The sequence below is a fragment of the Microcoleus sp. CAWBG58 genome, from assembly GCF_020883045.1.
Lineage (GTDB): Bacteria > Cyanobacteriota > Cyanobacteriia > Cyanobacteriales > Microcoleaceae > Microcoleus.
Map to the genome: position 1 here is coordinate 1 of NZ_JAHRFA010000067.1, position 18112 is coordinate 18112.

General features: G+C 46.4%; 11 protein-coding genes. 4 read left to right on the plus strand and 7 right to left on the minus strand.

Annotated features, from left to right (window positions below):
* From QZ918_RS24445 to QZ918_RS24460, 4 genes are all read right to left on the minus strand, one after another.
* On the minus strand, positions 1–225 hold a 225-nt coding region (locus QZ918_RS24445), incomplete at its 3' end, for a hypothetical protein (RefSeq protein ID WP_293339351.1).
* Positions 226–530: 305 nt separating this feature from the next.
* Positions 531–3995 carry a DUF4347 domain-containing protein gene (locus tag QZ918_RS24450; protein ID WP_293339354.1) on the minus strand — a complete coding sequence of 1155 codons (3465 nt, stop codon included), beginning with the start codon at positions 3993–3995 and terminating at the stop codon, positions 531–533.
* Positions 3996–4808: 813 nt separating this feature from the next.
* The gene (locus QZ918_RS24455) at positions 4809–5267 is read right to left on the minus strand and encodes a hypothetical protein (protein WP_293339357.1); all 459 of its coding nucleotides are present in this window, start codon (positions 5265–5267) and stop codon (positions 4809–4811) included.
* Between the two features lie 527 nt (positions 5268–5794).
* The gene (locus QZ918_RS24460; protein WP_293339360.1) at positions 5795–7291 is read right to left on the minus strand and encodes a hypothetical protein; all 1497 of its coding nucleotides are present in this window, start codon (positions 7289–7291) and stop codon (positions 5795–5797) included.
* Between the two features lie 73 nt (positions 7292–7364).
* Between QZ918_RS24460 and QZ918_RS24465 the strand changes: the two genes are divergently transcribed.
* On the plus strand, positions 7365–9026 hold the full coding sequence (locus QZ918_RS24465; protein ID WP_293339363.1) for an ArnT family glycosyltransferase: 1662 nt from the start codon (positions 7365–7367) through the stop codon (positions 9024–9026).
* Between the two features lie 130 nt (positions 9027–9156).
* On the opposite strand, the gene QZ918_RS24470 is transcribed toward QZ918_RS24465, so the two are convergent.
* Positions 9157–9453, minus strand: a complete 297-nt coding sequence (locus tag QZ918_RS24470; RefSeq protein ID WP_293339365.1) for a hypothetical protein — start codon at positions 9451–9453, stop codon at positions 9157–9159.
* A gap of 497 nt (positions 9454–9950) precedes the next feature.
* Between QZ918_RS24470 and QZ918_RS24475 the strand changes: the two genes are divergently transcribed.
* Positions 9951–10496, plus strand: coding sequence for a transposase (locus QZ918_RS24475; protein ID WP_293339367.1), 546 nt, complete (start codon positions 9951–9953; stop codon positions 10494–10496).
* Between the two features lie 343 nt (positions 10497–10839).
* On the opposite strand, the gene QZ918_RS24480 is transcribed toward QZ918_RS24475, so the two are convergent.
* Together QZ918_RS24480 and QZ918_RS24485 are read right to left on the minus strand one after the other, a co-directional pair.
* Positions 10840–11373 (minus strand): thioredoxin domain-containing protein, encoded by a 534-nt coding sequence (locus QZ918_RS24480; protein WP_293339370.1) that lies wholly within the window; start codon positions 11371–11373, stop codon positions 10840–10842.
* A gap of 142 nt (positions 11374–11515) precedes the next feature.
* Positions 11516–15739, minus strand: coding sequence for a pre-peptidase C-terminal domain-containing protein (locus QZ918_RS24485; protein ID WP_293339373.1), 4224 nt, complete (start codon positions 15737–15739; stop codon positions 11516–11518).
* A gap of 155 nt (positions 15740–15894) precedes the next feature.
* On the opposite strand from QZ918_RS24485, the gene QZ918_RS24490 reads away from it, so the two are divergent.
* Together QZ918_RS24490 and QZ918_RS24495 are read left to right on the plus strand one after the other, a co-directional pair.
* Positions 15895–16074: a hypothetical protein gene (locus QZ918_RS24490; RefSeq protein ID WP_293339376.1), complete on the plus strand. Its 180-nt coding sequence runs from the start codon at positions 15895–15897 to the stop codon at positions 16072–16074.
* Positions 16075–16113: 39 nt separating this feature from the next.
* The gene (locus QZ918_RS24495) at positions 16114–17817 is read left to right on the plus strand and encodes an NB-ARC domain-containing protein (RefSeq protein WP_293339379.1); all 1704 of its coding nucleotides are present in this window, start codon (positions 16114–16116) and stop codon (positions 17815–17817) included.
* Positions 17818–18112: the final 295 nt, after the last annotated feature.

Below are 18112 nucleotides of genomic sequence, written 5' to 3' on the forward strand. Positions count from 1 at the left end.
AGTTGACAGTTGACAGTTGACAGTTGACAGTTGACAGTTGACAGTTGACAGTTGACAGTTGACAGTTGACAGTTGACAGTTGACAGTTGACAGTTGACAGTTGACAGTTTCAACAATTCCAATGCAACTGGAAACGATATCAATTTGAGGTATTTGTCGATCGCCAAAAGTTCCAAAAAAATCCGAAATTCCGGTAACTAACAGTAGGGTGCCCAGCGGAAGCATTAGTGTCAACTTAAGCCTGAAATGCTTGATAAATTTGGGTTTGACGCCAAGTCTAGATCCCCCTAAATCCGCCTGATAGTCGGGGGACTGTCGATCTGACTCTTGTTCCCCCCTTTTTAAGGGGGGCTAGGGGGGATCGGGATTTAATAGTCAAACCACAATCTCTGACTAGACTTGAGATTAAGTTGACACCTATGCAGCGGGAGGAAATTCTCAGTCTTTAGTCAAAACATTCAACCCGCCGGGCACCCTACCCGATGTTTTGCCGGTAGTAAGGTGCGCGTCGCGCACCCTACCAGAGGCAGTTAGATTGTTACCTGAGTGAAATCGCCAGCGCTGAGAGTACCGGGTACACCGTTAAGCTTCGCTAACAATTGATTGGTACCCGTCACGCTAATCAAAGTTTGATTGCTGCTAGACGCAATGCTGAGTTGATTGAAACTCAAACCGGGAGCCAACCCAATTAAATCCTCGCCCTTGCGGAAATCAGTAATGATGTCGCTACCCAAACTTTGATTTAGGAAAAACACATCACTTCCCGAACCGCCAGTCAAAGTATCATCTCCTATATCCCCGGAAAGGAAATCGGAACCAGCACCGCCAGCAAAGAGATCGTTACCCTTACCGCCGAAAAGCGTATCGTTACCGGCGTCACCGCATAGAACATCGTTTGCATCGTTACCAAACAGTACGTCGTTGCCAATACCGCCATCGAGACTGTCGTTGTCTTTGCCGGCGTAAATCGTGTCATTTCCTGCTCCACCAAACAGCAAGTCTGTACCTTCATTACCAAACACAAGATCGTTGCCGTTGCCAGCATTAATTGTGTCATTTCCTAAGTTGCCTAACAGGTTGTCGTCGCCATCTTCACCGAGCAAGATATCGTCATCTTTGCCACCAAAAATGGTGTCGTTACCGATACCGCCGGCAACAGTATCTTTGCCCAAATCTCCCATTAAGAAGTCATTGCCATCGGCGCCAAGAATAGTGTCATTATCTTTGCCACCACTGATGGTATCGTTGCCAGCACCACCTTGGATGAAATCAGTGCCGTCATTGCCGAAGATCGCGTCGTTATCTGCACCGCCGTCAATGTTGTCATTGCCGCCAAGTCCGTAGATAGTGTCGTTGCCACCAAGTCCGTTAATCGACTCGGGGATGCTGCTACCCATGATGAAATCGGCATTGTTACCCCCATTGACAGTTTTTTGGACGGGGTTGGGGGTGATGGTAGCAGGGTCGAGTTGCGGGGCATTGAGGCCATCGAGCAGGCAAGCATCGGAGGTGGGAGTGGGAGTTGGCGCGGGTGTTGGTGTCGGCGCCGGAGTTGGTGTGGGAGTGGGAGTCGGCGCGGGTGTCGGAGTTGGCGCCGGAGTTGGTGTGGGAGTGGGAGTTGGCGCGGGTGTCGGAGTTGGCGCCGGAGTTGGTGTGGGAGTGGGAGTCGGCGCGGGTGTCGGAGTTGGCGCCGGAGTTGGTGTGGGAGTGGGAGTCGGCGCCGGAGTCGGTGTCGGCGCCGGAGTTGGTGTGGGAGTGGGAGTCGGCGCCGGAGTCGGTGTCGGCGCCGGAGTTGGTGTGGGAGTGGGAGTCGGCGCGGGTGTTGGTGTCGGCGCCGGAGTTGGTGTGGGAGTGGGAGTTGGCACGACTCCATTGGTGTATTCAAAAGAGCCGCTGTCAACGATCGCCCCTGGAATAGTATCGCCATCTTGAGGGCGAGTCACGCCGCGTTGATCCAAAGCGGGTGCGCCACTTGCAACCCCTTTATCAATTGCTGGACTTCCGAGCAGCAGAGGCCTGACTAAAGCGCCGTTGATGTTTTGCAGGGGGCCGAGTTTGGGATCTGCGAGGGTCACACTTGCCGTAGCATTGACATCGCTGCCGTCATTGGGGTTTTTGGGCGGCCACTGAAAATTCCCTCCTTGATCGCTATATTGGGCGGTGACGTGTTGCTGAATTCCCCAAGGGTTTCCTCCGTTAGCCGCTGTATTGTTGGAAAGAACCGTGTTTTTGAGGGTGACATTATTGGCATCGGCGAAGATACCTCCACCAACCCACCCGGCGCTATTATCGGCGATCGTCGTGTTGACAATAGTTGTGCGTGCACCAAGAGTCATGGCACCGCCCAGTTTGTTGAAATCACCAGCAGCAAACGCGGTGGAGTTGCCAGAAAACGTGCTGTTAGTAATCGTAGCAGGGGCATTTCGCATCCACAGGCCACCACCTTGATTGTTGGCTTTGTTGCCAGCAAAGCTAGTGTTGGTAATAGTCAATCCCTGGTTGGTGCTGTCGCTCAAAACCGTTACCGCACCACCGTTTCCAGGATTTCCACCGCCGGGACTGCCTGTTAGCGCCATAACTTCGTTATTTTGGAAGGTGGTGTTTTCCAAAATTACATTGTCTTGGCTGCCCGTGAACAGATAAGCTGCACCTCCTTCACCTCGACCTTTATTGTTCTGAAATACGCTATTGGTAATCTTGATTGTGCCGGAAGCTTCATTTAGACCGCTGGCTCTGTCTGTGTAAATAGCGCCACCGTTACCCCTTAAACCAGGATTACCTTGACCTGTTGCGTAAGAGGCTGCGCTGGTGTCGTTGCCGATGAATCGCGAATTGTCAATTGTTAACTTGCCCTGAAGGCTGTTAATTGCCCCACCGTTAATTCCCTTGTTGTTGGTGAAGTCGCTGTTGGTGACAGTAAAAGCTTTGGAGCTCAAAAAGCCGATCGCACCTGCACCGCGTTCGTCATTAGCTGCGGTGGCGATGTTGCCGTTGAATTTACTGTTCGATACTGTCAGGGTATTGTTGAAATTACCGAAAATTGCCCCACCACCTTGATCGGCAACGTTGTTATTAAACTGAACGTTGTCTACTGTGAGCCTTACTTCGTCGGTTGTGCCGATCGCCCCACCTGTCCCAGTCGTTTTACCGTTGGCAAGAGTGAGATTTTTGACCGCAAAATTCGTCGCAGTCACAACGTTTGCATTGACAAAAAAGGCACGGGATGAGTTGTTACCGCTGATGGTTAAACCCGCTGCACCGGCGCCGTCAATGGTGAGGTTTTTGCCAACGGGAATATCGATTTGACCGCTGGTAAGGGCGATGGTTTGACCAGCTAGACCAGGAGCGAAGGTAATTGTGTCCCCGGCAACAGCGGAGGCGATCGCAGCTCTCAAGGAACCTGCTCCGCTATCGCTATTATTCGTGACGACGATAGTAGCTAAATCACCTTGGTAATTTGCCATCACATCGGAGTTCAAGGCTAAGGGAGATTCAATTTGACCCTTAGAAAATTCTAAATTCCAGTCGCCGTTTTTACCAGTGATGTTGGTGGATGCAGCAACGTCAGCCCCCGTTAATTCGCTTAACTTGTCAACGAAACTAGCGCCTGTCCCTGCTGCTACATCGCAACCGTAGAGACTGATGTCGGCTTCTGGAGCTAGTGAATTCTGCCACTTTTCCAACTGGCTTTTGTATTGATCGATGTTATCTGAACCCAGAGCGGTATTACCGAGTTGCAGGCTGCCAGAACTGCCGTGAGAAATAATGTGTACCGAGTCGATCGCCCCGTTGGTAGAGGCGTAGTTTTCAATTTCAGATGTAATTTGTTGGATGCCATTTTTGGTGCTATCGAGGATTACTACCTGCTGTCCAGGTAGCACTCCCGCTGCAATTGACTCGTAATCTTCCACCCCGGAATCAATGAATACTAAGGAACGTGGGTGCAATTTTTCCAAAGAAGATTGTGAGCTGGTTTGAGCGAATGTAGAACTCATTTGTGATACTCCATTAAGGGCGTTATTGGTAGATACAGCCCAGGAGTGTTCTTATCAGTCTTATTTGAATTCATATTAACACCTATTTTGAAAATAGTGCAATATTTACCAATCAATTATTTAAATGTTTTATTTTCCGGATTGTACATACTTGCGCTTGTAGTTACTCGATTTTTTGGCAAGAATTGTTGGAATATCTAATAAATGTGTGGCGCACATTCAAAAAAAATCCAGCTTTTTTAAAGCCGGATTTTTCAGGATTATTAGCTGTAAATGCCTATAATTATCGGCACAAAAAAATGGGCTAAGCGTAATTTACTACTCAGCAACCCCTTTAAATTAGATTGAGTGTTTTTGTGTTTAGTCTGATATTTCGGGTATGCGGACACGGCTCAGCCTAAGTCCCTACCTGTATTTCAGCGAATTTGAGAATGAATTATATAATACCTTTTGAATGATTGCGTCAATGAAAACCAAGAATGCAAGTATAGGCCAGAGCAAAACTAGGAGCGACCTCAGTCATCCCCACTTTGAAAATCTAAAATTGTACGAGATAGGCTGCGTGGCTGGCTAGATTTTTGAAACACCAGAATACTGATACCAAGTTGGTTTGGTGGCATTTACTAAGGATCGAAACAGTCTGACATTAAGTGCCGATTAATCGATCGCACTTAAGTTGTTTGCGCGCGGGCACAGGAACTTTGCGGAGTTGGGCTGTCACTACACTACAAAGGCTATGAGAATTATTTAACGGGAGTTGATACGATCGATCGCACATTCAGTCAGATCGCATCGTCGCGCCCCATCACGCGGTTAATGACAATTCCATTGTGGCCAATCACCCTCAGCACGTTCCACAACCTCAATTACATCACTCTCCTTAGCAAACAACCGATCGCACCCGCGGCCGTTGCTGAGTGTGTCGCTATCTCGATCGGCATAACACGAACCCAGTCCGTTTTTGTCACTTAGGGAACTGTGCCTTTTTAGCAATTGGCTGTCATCTGGTTCGAGGCAATCTGAAGTGCCGCCAAAAATTGTGCAAACTTTGTCAATCTCTCTAATCAGGATAGAGGCATATTTTTGAAGTGCCGAGATAACTTGCTGGATCCCGTCAGACATAGACTTGACTAAAATTACTGCAAGCGTCGCGAAAATCCCAGAGACAAAATATCCGCCGTCATTGATGCTGGAGTCATTAAATGCAAAACTTCTGGATCCGGGATTTTGGTATTCCGAGGCGGGATTGGTTTCCGTCAAAGAAGTGAACATATTCCTTCCTCCAAAAGGGTGTTGGCTGGTAGATGTACCCTTGGAGTCAGAGCGTTGGAAACAGGCAGGAACTAGGTTGGTTTGGCTCGCGGCCATTGCACTCATCTATCAGTTTCGCCTATTTCTCTGGTGCTGCCATCCGCGATCGCACGGAATTTATGTTTTCTGTATTTTCCCAAATTAGCGATCGGTCAGTAATTACCGATAGATCCAGTATCCTGTAGGTGACCGCTTCAACAAAGTGTCCTCAAAACCCCCGATTGCGATCGATCCCATCTAAAATCTCAAACCTCAAATGCTCGATCGCAGACACAAGCACTCTGATGCAAATTAGGTACGTAGTTGCGCTTGGGCGCTCTTAAACCTCAAATACTCGATCGCAGACACAAGCACTCTGATGCAAATTAGGTACGTAGTTGCGCTTGGGCGCTCTTTCAATATATAAGAGCGCTGAAGCGCAACTACGTACCTTATGAAGTACCTTATATTTAATCTCAAAGTTCGTCCGGCCCGACAAATACCACCCTTCACGAATCTGTAGTAGAGGGCGGTTTCTTCCCCGCATTCCGGATATTAATAATCTTGTTGAGCGCCTCGAACCAAAAACCAGCTCCCATAGAAATCGCTACGCCGCTCAACATCCAACCAAACAATTTTCCCATCAAAGCCGGCAACAATACATTCCCCTGGGCATCTAGTTCTAACCTGTTCGGTTCGCTCCAGCCAAAAGGTAGAGCTACATTATCCAAAGCTCGATCGACCTGATTTTGAACTTTGGTGAGATTGGTTAAATTATCCAATTTTGTGTTAGCATTTTTTTCCACCAACTGCTTAGCGTACAAATTAACAGTCGATCGCAACATCGAATCCTTCGACAACCGATTAACAATAGTAATCGTATCAGCGTTAGCAGTCAGGGCGATCGCAGTTCCGAGCAAAATCGCCACCCCTCTAGAATTCCGCTTGTAAACCCCCGAAGCGCGCTCCATCGATCGATCGAACCAACCTTCAATTTCTTTCTGAAACCGCTGCAACTGCTCTTGAGTATCTCCACCGCCTATTTCAGCACGCTGTGCCAAAAGATAAAGACTGCGTTTCAAAGATTCTGGCATACTGTCCAAGGTTTCTTGAATTTGTTTGTAAATCGGACTCTCCTGTTTCTCATCCATAATTTGCGCTACCGTATCCTGACTTTTTCTAACTTTCCTCGCAGTATTTAACAAATTGCTCAAACTCGGTTGCAGTTGCGCCCGCAACGCTGCCCGCTCAAACTCGCTATCAAAACTCGCCTTAATAAAAGCCATCTGTCTCTGAAATTCTCTTCCTCCCTGCTCGGTTTCTGGCAGATAAACCTGAGAATCATTAATATAAAATCCCAACTTTTCTGACATCCGATCCAAACAGTTGTTCAAACTTCCCAAATCATTTTTATAATCTTCAACAACTCGATTGAACTCAGCAGTCAGCCAGCCAAATTCTTGCTCAATAATTGGTTTCTTAGACTCCGGCAGATTCAAACCCTCTCCAATGACTTGAATTTGTGCCAACTGTAAATCTTTAAATCTTTCCAGTCTGCCTTTAGAGAGAGATTCCACCAAAGCAGAAATTTTCAAAGTATCCAAAAGGCTCGCAGCAAAACTATCGGCTGGAATATAAGAAGGCCCTGTCGATCTATTGCCAAAAACATTCTTAGTGCCAGTCATGCCGCGGTATAAATCTCCCAGGCGGTGCGTAACAGAGCGAAATCCCTGCGATAAAAGCCCTTTCGCTCCTTGATTCAAATCCTTGATAATCGGATTGGCATAAATCGAATTTGCCAACAGTCCGACTCGGTGCAATTCCAGCGGATCTTTAGTGCCTTCGCTGCCTCCAGAAATCAGCACTTCGATGGACTTCTTTAAATGTTCTGCCCGCCACTGCAAAACAGTAGCAATCAGTTCCTGAATTTCGGAAGCTAGCAAGCTTAAAGTCAGGTAAATAAACACTAAGCCAATTATAATATCTATGATTACAGGTAAGTTCATGGTATTTCGACGATCGCAAATAACTGCTGTCTAAGTTTACCTTCTCTTTGGGACGCTAAAACTCTCTTAAGTTATGTCAGAAATCTTTCGATTCCTGGGCCGCAAACCGAAAACTCGCTTCAATGACAGCTTGACAGACAAACTGTGGATGCTGGCTTTTCTGTTGGCTGCGGTGCTGATTTTCGGGCACAATCTAGGCGGCGTGGCGTTGCGGGATTGGGATGAAGGGATTGCAGCCCAGGTAAGCCGCGAAATTTGGCGCGGTAATTTAAATTGGCTGTATCCTACGATCGGCTCTGTGCCTTATTTGAACAAGCCGCCGCTGGTACACTGGCTGATCGGGCTGTGTTTTCGCGTCGGTGGTGTCAGCGAATTGACGGCGAGATTGGTACCGGCAATGCTGACGGCGGCTTCAGTACCCCTGCTTTACGCCATTGGCAGGGAGTTGTTTGTGCAGCGCTCGATCGCCATTTTTTCGGCTCTCGTTTATCTGACGCTGCTTCCGGTAGTGCGGCACGGACGTTTGGCGATGTTAGACGGAGCAGTTTTGTGTTTTTTGCTGTTTGCGATGTGGTGTTTGGTGCGATCGCGCCGCGATTTGCGCTACGCTTTGGGCGCGGGGATTGGCTTCGGACTGATTTGCTTGACGAAAGGCCTGATGTTGGGGCTGCTGCTGGGCGCGATCGGCTTTGTTTTCCTGATTTGGGATACCCCGCGACTCCTGACTTCTGGGTATCTTTGGGGCGGATTGGCGATCGGAACTTTGCCAGTAGCAGCTTGGTATTTTGCCCAATGGCTGCACTACGGACAAGATTTCATCAACACCAATTTAGTCAGCCAATCTTTCCGGCGCATTTCCGACACTGTAGGGAATCACAAAGGCCCGCCCTGGTATTATCTATTAGAAATATTAGAATCAGCTTGGCCCTGGCAGTTATTTTGGCTGCAAGGGCTGCGATTGAGTTGGGAAAACCGCAAATTTCCGGGTGCAAAATTAGTATTAGTTTGGACGGGAGTATATCTGCTGGCTATTTCTGTGATGAATACCAAATTACCTTGGTATGTGTTGCCAGTGTATCCAGCTTTTGCGATCGCAGTTGGTAGCTATCTCGCGGAAGTTTGGGAACAACTCTCAGCCCCGGAAGAATCCACAAAAGACGAAACAGAAGACTATTTTAATGCTATATCTTTGTTACCCCATCCGGCAATTTTGGTAGTAATAGGCGTAGTTGCTGTCGTCGGCTGCGCCTACTTCAGTGGCTGGCTGCCGCTGGGCGGACAAATTGTGTCCCCCCAAAGAGATTTGCAATTAATGCTGATGTTTGTAGCTTTGACAACGATCCAAACCGCCGTATTGCTGCACCGCAAAGACAGACAATTTTTATTAGTTTTAATTTGGGGAACTTACGTTACGTTGTTGGTATTGTTCGCTTCCGATAACTGGGTTTGGGAACTAGCCGAGGATTATCCCGTAAAGCCGATCGCCGAAATCGTCCGCAAAGGAACCCCAACAGGCCAGCAAGTTTTTACATCTCATAAATTACCTCGTCCGTCGCTAAATTTTTATAGCGAGAGACAAGTTATTGTCGCCGATGCGCCAACGCTGCAACAGAAATGGCAAACTCTGCCTCAACCTTATTTTTTGTTAGAGAAACCCGTTCTCAAACATTTAGGATTGAAGAATGCTCAGGTTGTCAAAACAGCCGACGATTGGGTTGTGGTAACTCGCAAATAGGCGATAATTGCACCGGAAATTGAAGAAGTTTTATTCGGTGAATTTGGGGCAGATTTATTTGCGGGCGATCGGACTTTTTGTCGAAAGGGCGATCGCCATTTTTTGAACGACAGACGAGCGCTGGTTTTTGTTAATTTTGCAGAATGTATTGACTGATGATATTTTTGAGTTCTTGCGGAGCTTCTTTGGCGATCGCCGCTCCTAAATCTGGACGCACAACCCACCACCAAACGAGTTGTTCTAGGCGATCGGGCGGATTGTTGTTGGGGCACCATTCGATCGTACTTTCATTGACACCAATAATGTTAGCACAAAGGTCATTAGCAATAGCAACGCGATCGTCGAGTTTTTCAAACTGTACGATATCTTGCCAGCTAATTTCATTGGGAATAGAATTGAGAATTGATTGGATATCTAGAGTCAGCATTAAACTGTTCCTCCGAAAGCTATAATAACTCTAATGCCAAAGTCTTGTTGTTCTGCAAAAGATTGAGTGCTGAGCCATCCTCTCACGGTTAGAGCGATCGTACCAAATATATGGGGGCAATCCTCCCGCCGTTTCCACAGGCCAGGGCGGGCACGGGGGCACCGCCCCTACAATCGCATCATTCCGTCGTTGGCACAGGCCAGGGCGGGCACGGGGGCACCGCCCCTACAATCGCATCATTCCGTCGTTGGCACAGGCCAGGGCGGGCACGGGGGCACCGCCCCTACAATCGCATCATTCCGTCGTTGGCACAGGCCAGGGCGGGCACGGGGGCACCGCCCCTACGCATCGGATCATTCGGCCGTTGGCATAGGCCAGGGCGGGCACGGGGGCACCGCCCCTACGCATCGGATCATTCGGCCGTTGGCACAGGCCAGGGCGGGCACGGGGGCACCGCCCCTACGGTAGAATTGATTTGATATCATTATCGAATTGTCATGAAGTACGATGCTGCTAAACATCATCGGCGTTCTATTCGCCTCAAGGGATATGATTATTCTCAAGCGGGAGCTTATTTTGTTACTATCTGTATTAAAGATGGTTTGTATACATTAGGAGAAATCCGCAATAACCAAATATATTTGAGCGAACCAGGGCTGATGGTGCAAACTATTTGGAATGAATTGCCGTTGCATTATCCAGGTGTAGAAGTCGATGCTTTTGTGGTAATGCCAGATCATTTTCACGGAATTATTGTTTTGATGCCAGACAATGTTTCTGGTGCTATTCCTAAGAAACCCATGACATTGCCAGATGTTGTTCAGCGCTTCAAATCACTGACAACTGCTAAATACCGGCATGGTGTTGCCAACTTAGGTTGGACACCTTTCCCCAAAAAATTTTGGCAGCGTAACTATCACGAACACATTATCCGGGATGAGGAATCTTGCGAAAAAATTCGTGAATATATCCTCAACAATCCAATCGCTTGGGAAGACGAACCTTTACATCTAGAAAAATACCACCCCCAACCCGATACGTAGGGGCGGTGCCCCCGTGCCCGCCCTGGCCCCCGTGCCCGCCCTGGCCCCCGTACCCGCCCTGGCCTAGGGCAACCACGGGGGGAATTGCCCCTACATCTAACCTGGTTGTCGCAAACAGGGACAACCACGGGCAGGGCTATTTCTCAGACAAATGATCGTTTTGTAGGGGTAGTGCCCCCGTGCCTACCCTCCCCATCCATGATTTTGTAGGTGTTTCAGAGATTGGGCGGGTTGTAGGGGTAGTGCCCCCGTGCCTACCCTCCCCATCCACGATTTTGTAGGTGTTTCAGAGATTGGGCGGGCACGGGGGCACCGCCCCTACAAATACTAGGGCTTTAATGCGTTACTGACATCCCCGAATATTCCTTCTAATTCCTGACCATTCATTAGCTAAACTAGATTGAGAACTAGAAATTTTCCGACCCAACATTTGAGGATTTCTTTCATAAAATATCAGGTCGGTTTTATAGTTACACACTTTTCTTTTGTCACTGGTATCTGAAGGTGTACCATAGTTAGATATGTTGGCTAGTTGTTGAATAGACATCATGCCACTATAGGTACGACCGCCAATTACCCATGTAGGAAAACTCTCAATTCCTGCTTTCTCGCACTGGGAATTAAATGTACCGTTTCTACCGTTGGGGTAGCATTCAATATACGGAACTTGGCTGAAAGCATCTCCAAACACTTGGATTTGTCTTCGGCACACAGGACACCAAGAAGCACTGTACATTTGAGCACCTGCTTGTTGGAGATGATAGGCTAGGGATGCGGCGGTTTGTGCGGTGGCTGGTTTGACTAGGCTGGTACATTCTATGCCAATTGCACCGACTAGGGCTAGTGTTCCTAATATTTTGAATTTTAGTTTAATCATGATTCAAGGTCTATGAGAGGGTTGGGATTTAAGGAAGATGGTTGTGGGGGAGTCTGGGTATTAGGGATTGTTTTAGAGGGCGATCGCTCTTTTTGTCGTTAAGGGCGATCGCACTCAAATCATAGCTGTTAGACGAATCACTTTAGATTCTTTGAACAAACCCATCCTTAATCTTTTGCTCCTCAGCATTGCTGAAAGTACGATTAAATTTCGCTAAATATTCATCCCCTAACACCATAACAGTTGCTACGGGACGCACCCCAAAGTCACCAAAAGGTATATTTAATGGTTCAAAGATTTGCAAGAATATGATGTTATTCTTATCATTCCACAATTTGCCAGATAAGCTTATTCTATCAACACCTCCTCCTCCAAAGAAATCACCAAATCCAAAGTCTGTGATAATATCAGCTTTTGTTTTTGATAAATCATCAGAAGAGGAATATTTAGATAAATCGTCATCTTGTGAAAAAACAAATATATCACTGCCATTGCCACCTGATAGAATATCTTGACCTTTTCCACCAATCAGGATATCATCACCACCTTCTCCCAGGAGAGAGTCATTTCCATCACCACCCTCCAGGTTATCAGCCGAGTTATCACCACCACCCCATAGGGTATCGTCATTGTCTCCACCGATGAGAGTGTCTTTACCATCATTGCCTTCTAAACTATCGTTGCCTTTACCTCCATTAAGTGTGTCGTCTCCTCTTTCTCCTCTGATATAATCATTTTCCCCACCTCCTACAAGGCTATCGGCTGAATCATCACCACCACCCCATAGGGTATCGTCACCTTCTTCACCGATCAAAGTGTCTTTACCATCATTGCCTTGTAAACTGTCGTTGCCCTTACCTCCAATAACTGTGTCGTCTCCTTTCGCACCAAAGAGAGTGTCTCTATCATCGTCACCCTCAATGAGATCGTTGTCTTCTTCACCATTGATGAAATCGTTGCCAGAACCGCCGTAGAGGGTATCATTTCCCGTACCGCCAAATATTTTATCATTGCCCGAATCACCAAAAATTTGATCGTTGCCTGATGCAGTGAAAAGAGCATCACCCTGCAAATCTATACCAGGAATATCAGTACCGTCTAACTCATCATCTCCTGTGCTGCCGTAGATTATGTCGTCATTTTGAGGATTTTTATCTTTGACTACAAGTAGAGTTGGTTTGTTATTCGAGTCGGATTCGATAGTTCCTTCTGATCCATTTGTTTCTTTTCGCCATTGCTCATGCTCTCGTTGATTAATCTTGAAAAAAGAACTGATAATTCCTGTTGTCTTAGGATTATTGTTTTGTTCAATAATATTTGTAAACAATTGAACTATTCTGTTGTGATTATCAATTGGATTGAAGCTATCAAATCTAACACTGAAAGACTCTTGAGCAGAGTTTGCATATAAATCTGAACCTAAACCATCACCGAATCGAATATCATCCCGTTCTAAACCTATACGCTTACCCCAATACGCTCTTGAGAACTGAGATACATCTTTGAAAAAGAGGGGAATTTGATTTTCAGCCACATCTCCGTCTAAATCATATCTTCCATCAAATTTCAGAGCAGCAAAGAGTCGAGCAAAATTAACAAATCCTGCTGGATCTAAAGCAGTAAAACTATTTATTTTTGGCGTGTTTGGTGGTATGGTACGATTTTCTGGATTGTTACTGCCAAATAAAAAGCCAATTTCAGAGGAGACATAAGTACCCAAGCTATGACCTATTAAGTTAATATTATTAATATTAATTCCCCATTTTTTGAGAGAACTAACAGCCAAAGTTGCAACATCATGAATCCATTCTGAAGCTGGACCAGGATCGGGAATTCCATTTGTAGAACTGGCTGCTGAGCCACTCCAGTCCACAACCAAAACTTGACCTCCTAGTTTCTCAACAGCCTTTTCTACAGTGCTAGCTAATTTACCTAAACTGCCTGTAGAGCTTGGAGTATCATTAAGACCATGAATAACCACCCATGTTGGCACATCCTGAATACTCTTTGTTGGTGAACCGTCAGGGGTTCTAATACTGACTATTCGCTTTTCTCCTTTGTTACTAACAATGCCATCGAAACGAAGGCCATTACCCGAAGGCACAGGGACTAGCTCACCTGTGGTTTCTGGGAGAGCGGATAGATTCAGATCATATTTAGTATTCGCATCTTTTCCTTTTGATACCCTAAGATAATAGTTTCCGGCTGGCAAAACACTGGCATAAATTTTTTCTGCATCATCTTTATTTTTCTGGTCCTTATCTTTATCAAATTGGTAGGGGCTGTCAACCGAAGTACGAGTTTTTGCATCGCTGTTGAACAGCTCAACATCTGCGTTCTCCGTTAATCCACTGAGTAACAGACCAAAAGTGCTGGGACTGCTGTTTGTGAATTTATACCAATTTTCACCTTTTTCAGTACCGCCTACAACACCAGTAATCGTGCGTCCCCCTTTCAATTCTCCCAGATCAGAAGCAGTTTCTGGAGTCTCACCTGGAGTGCTAACTGGGGGCCGACTTGGAGCACTCGTCACAATATTAATCTTCGTGTCGCCAAAGCCAAGAGCCCGCAAGTTCAAAGTGTCATTACCACCTTTACCATCAGACTTTAACTTCACCCTGAAAGTCAGCTTTTGTCCTGGCAAAACGTCAGTAAACTTAGGCGGTGTAATCTCTTTCACATAACCAAAATCGTCGCTAACTGGAACAACGTTAATTTCTCTTCCAACTACGTCTAAACCTGTGGCGATCGCATCCACCAAATTAGAACTATCGGATTTTAATTCTACCACCGAACCAAATCCCAATCCATCACCATCGCTGTCATCAACCAAATCTCTGTAAGTAGCAATTTGATCTTTGGTAACAGCAAAAACTGGTACAATATTAGCATTAATCAATGCTTGCCTAACTTGTGGGACAGATGGATAATCTTCTCCGGTTCCCGGCGGATTTCCATCAAGAATTGTGTCGAGATTATTGGGTCTGGTAATGCCAGCTTTTCTCCCATCGCCAGCCTGATGAAATTCTGCATCTGTCGCCACCACAACTACACGGCGTGCACTATCCCGAAAACCAATTTCACTTTGACTGCGAAGTGCCGTTTGCAGTAGTCCTTCTAGCTGTGCTTCAGGTCCATCAGATTCTTGACCACGACCTTCGTTAACACTGAGGTTATTTACTGTTGATTGTAGCGCTGTAATATCAGTAGTCTGTCGCTGATTTAGACGATAGACATAATCACCGCGAAGTCCAAACGGATTTATAGGCTTGTCAATAAAGGAACCAACTCCAAATGTGGTGTCTGGCTGACGATTCCTCAGATCGCGTACTAGATTTGGTATCAGATTCTGTACAATAGGTAAATCCTCCGTAAATGAACGTGAAAGGTCTTGCAGCAGAAAAACATCAACTGGTAGCTGATTAGTAACTACTGAAGCACTTCGATCGCCATTTTCTATACTGCGAACCGATCTAATAGGCTCTGAACCATCTCCAGGCACCGTGACTGTTATTTCTAAAGTAATCTCGCCCCCTGGTGGCAAAAACACATCGATCGTATCCGCTGACAGAATTGTTCCCGGAGTGCTCGACAGTACCTCTCCTTTCTTAATTTGAATACCAGATGCTCCCCCAATTCGATCGCTAATACCCTTGACAAGGGTATCAAAAACCCCCGTTCCCGTTCCAGGATTTATTGCAATTCGCGATCCATCCGCCGTGAAACCAAAAAGCTTCTCGCCCTCAAACATCAAAGCTAAAATATTGCTAAAGCCAATATCGCCAATTTTGGCTGCTTCACCAGTTAGAGACACCGCATACAAACTATCGCTTGTCAGCCCCTTCGATGTTGCTAAAAATCGATTATTCGGAGCATCAAATGCCAAGTCACCACTGCTATTGAATCCAGATTCCAAGTTGGCGACTAAATACACTCCCGCATTAGTGGTATTAATGGCGTATAAGTTAGAATCCCCAGCCCCATAAAGGACATCATTCGCAAATTCTAGAGCATTAATATTGACACCCGCAGGGAGGCCGCCAACAAATGAAGTTAAACCCGATACTGGATCGATTTTGAATAACTGAGTAGGCGTAATTCCGAAAATCGTCCCATCTTTAGCAACAGCGATATCGGAGAAACTGAAGGTACTAGCAATTTGGGTGAATTTTGCTGACGGATCGATCGTCCCAACTTGTCCGCTTAGCCCGTCGAAAGTCGAAATGAAAGACGAACTGGCCCCTAACTGGCTGGCACTGCGCGTATCCGAAGCATAGGATAAGATCGAATCGCCCTTAATCTCCTCCAACAGCCCGATCGCACTTGCATCCACTGCATTACCCAACAACACATCATCTAATTGCATAATCCCATCTCCACAAAAATATAGTTGCGTAAAACCAGCAAAGCCCGCCTAGCAAGCCTTCCTAAATGTTTATCTGGGCCTTCCTCTGCTTTTTATGCAAATCGCCCTATTCTTGTAACAAAACTTTACATTGCTCCCAAGAGCAGATAAGCTGTATGCCCGATCGCCCACCAGATGCACCATCAAACCTAGCTGAAAACCAGACTGATCATTTCAGATTACTCCACAATCCTGAATCTGCAAAGGCTAAACGGCTCACCATTTGGCTCAGCAAAAAAGCTCATTTAGCTCATTTGTCTCATTTGGCTCACTTCTCGGCTCACCAAATCGTGTAACATTCTTTACTAACGCAGAGTTTCCGTAGAGGAGTACCAATGGCAGGCTTGCTCAGAGCATCCGAAGAAGGATTGAAAATCATTGATATGGTGCGACGCAACCTCGAATGGAATAAAACTGAGGATACTTGGTGTCTTGCAGCTTTAATTTCAAAAGCCACCTTAAAGCGTTTTTGGAGCAGAAAAGGAATTAGACGAGAAAACTTTATCAATATTTGCAAAGCTGTAGAAATAGAAAATTGGGAATACATTGCTGAGGGCTACAAAAATATCAAAACAGAACCACTCTTTGTCGCCGCGATCGCAGATATCCCCCTAGACAACCAAAACGATCGCACTTTCCCCCTCCCAGAAAACTTACCCCCCGTCAGAAACTGGGTACAGCGCACAAAAGAAATCGAACTCTTAAAAACCCTAATTGTTGAACCCCATCCCGTAGGGGCGGTGCCCCCGTGCCCGCCCGATTTAAATGTAGGGGCGGTGCCCCCGTGCCCGCCCGTGCCCCCGTGCCCGCCCTGGGGGGTTCCCATCGCCATCTCAATAGTCGGATTACCCGGAATCGGAAAAACCACCCTCGCCAGCCAACTAATCCGCCAATTACACGCAGAAAAAACCCCCTTCACCTGCGCCGCTTGGCAATCCTTGGAATCCGCAACAGGCAAAGCACCCCCGTGCGATCGCACAATTGACTCACTCCTATTCACTCTTTCCAACGGCGAGATTACCGCCTCCACCAACGCTCAAAATGACTGCGGGAAAAAAACCGAAAATTTGCTCAAAATCCTCAGAGATAAACCTTGCTTAATTGTGTTCGATCGCGCTGACACACTTTTGCAAGCAGGAGAAGCAAAAACGGCCGGTTATTTCGCAGACAATTGTGCAGAATATGCTTGGTTATTCAAACAACTATTAGAAACAGAACATCAAAGCAAAATTATCTTTACCAGTCGCGAAAGCTTGGCCGAATTGCCACCAACACTCACCCGCGAAATCCAGCTTAACGGATTGGAGCGAGATAGTGCAATTTCCCTGTTGCAATCTTTTAATCTGACTGCAAATCCAGAGGAATTAGCCGAAATGGGCGATCGCTATTCAGGACATCCCAAAGCCTTACAACTCGTCGCAGCCTTAATTCGAGACGATACCGAGTTTCAGGGAAATGTCGGGAATTTTTTACACCAGAGAGACTGGTTGCTGATTCGAGATATTGAAAGTGCGATCGATGAAATGATAGCGCGTCTGGGCGACAGCGAGCAAACTTGTCTGGGTCGAATTTCCGTCTATCAAACCTCAGAATATCCCCTATCTTTTGCCGGGATTAGCGCTCAAATGCTAGAAGTCAGCAAGTACGAACTTAAGGAAAACATTATTCAAGCACTGAAGCGCCGGCAATTGCTATATTACGATCGCCATTTCAAATCCTATCAGTTGCATCCGCTAGTTCGAGAAAAGGGCGAACACCTGCTAAGTCAAAATCCCGAAGATTTCCGTACCGCGCACAATCAAGCTTATAATTATTATATCAGCATTCCGCTCAAACCAAAATCGGGATGGCAAGATATCGAGGATATTCAGCCGTTAATCAGAGCGCACTATCACGCGCATCAGGCTAGAAAATTAGATGCAGCCAATGGGATTATTTCTGAAGTTTGTGAGTATTTGCGGCAGTGGAATTGTGCTGACTTGATGTGTGGAAATATAGAGCTGCCCTTGTTAGCAGAGGTAAAAAACATAAATCTGTAGGGGCGGGTTCACCGAAAATAATTGCCAAAAACCCACAATTTCATAAACCCGCCCTCACGCCACCATCAATCCCAATCTACCTCTTTCAAAATAATAATTTTGTGGATTTTCTGTTGAAATAATTGATAGATATGATAGTAGTAGGGTGCGTCAGCAAATTCTCGATACCCGCCTCAAAATTATGCTACGAGCTGACGCACCCTACAATATTTAACTTTTTTAAAATGGTACAACCACTGCAACTAAGAGGGCTGAAGCCCAACAACGTACCTTATGCTGTTTATCGCGTGGATTT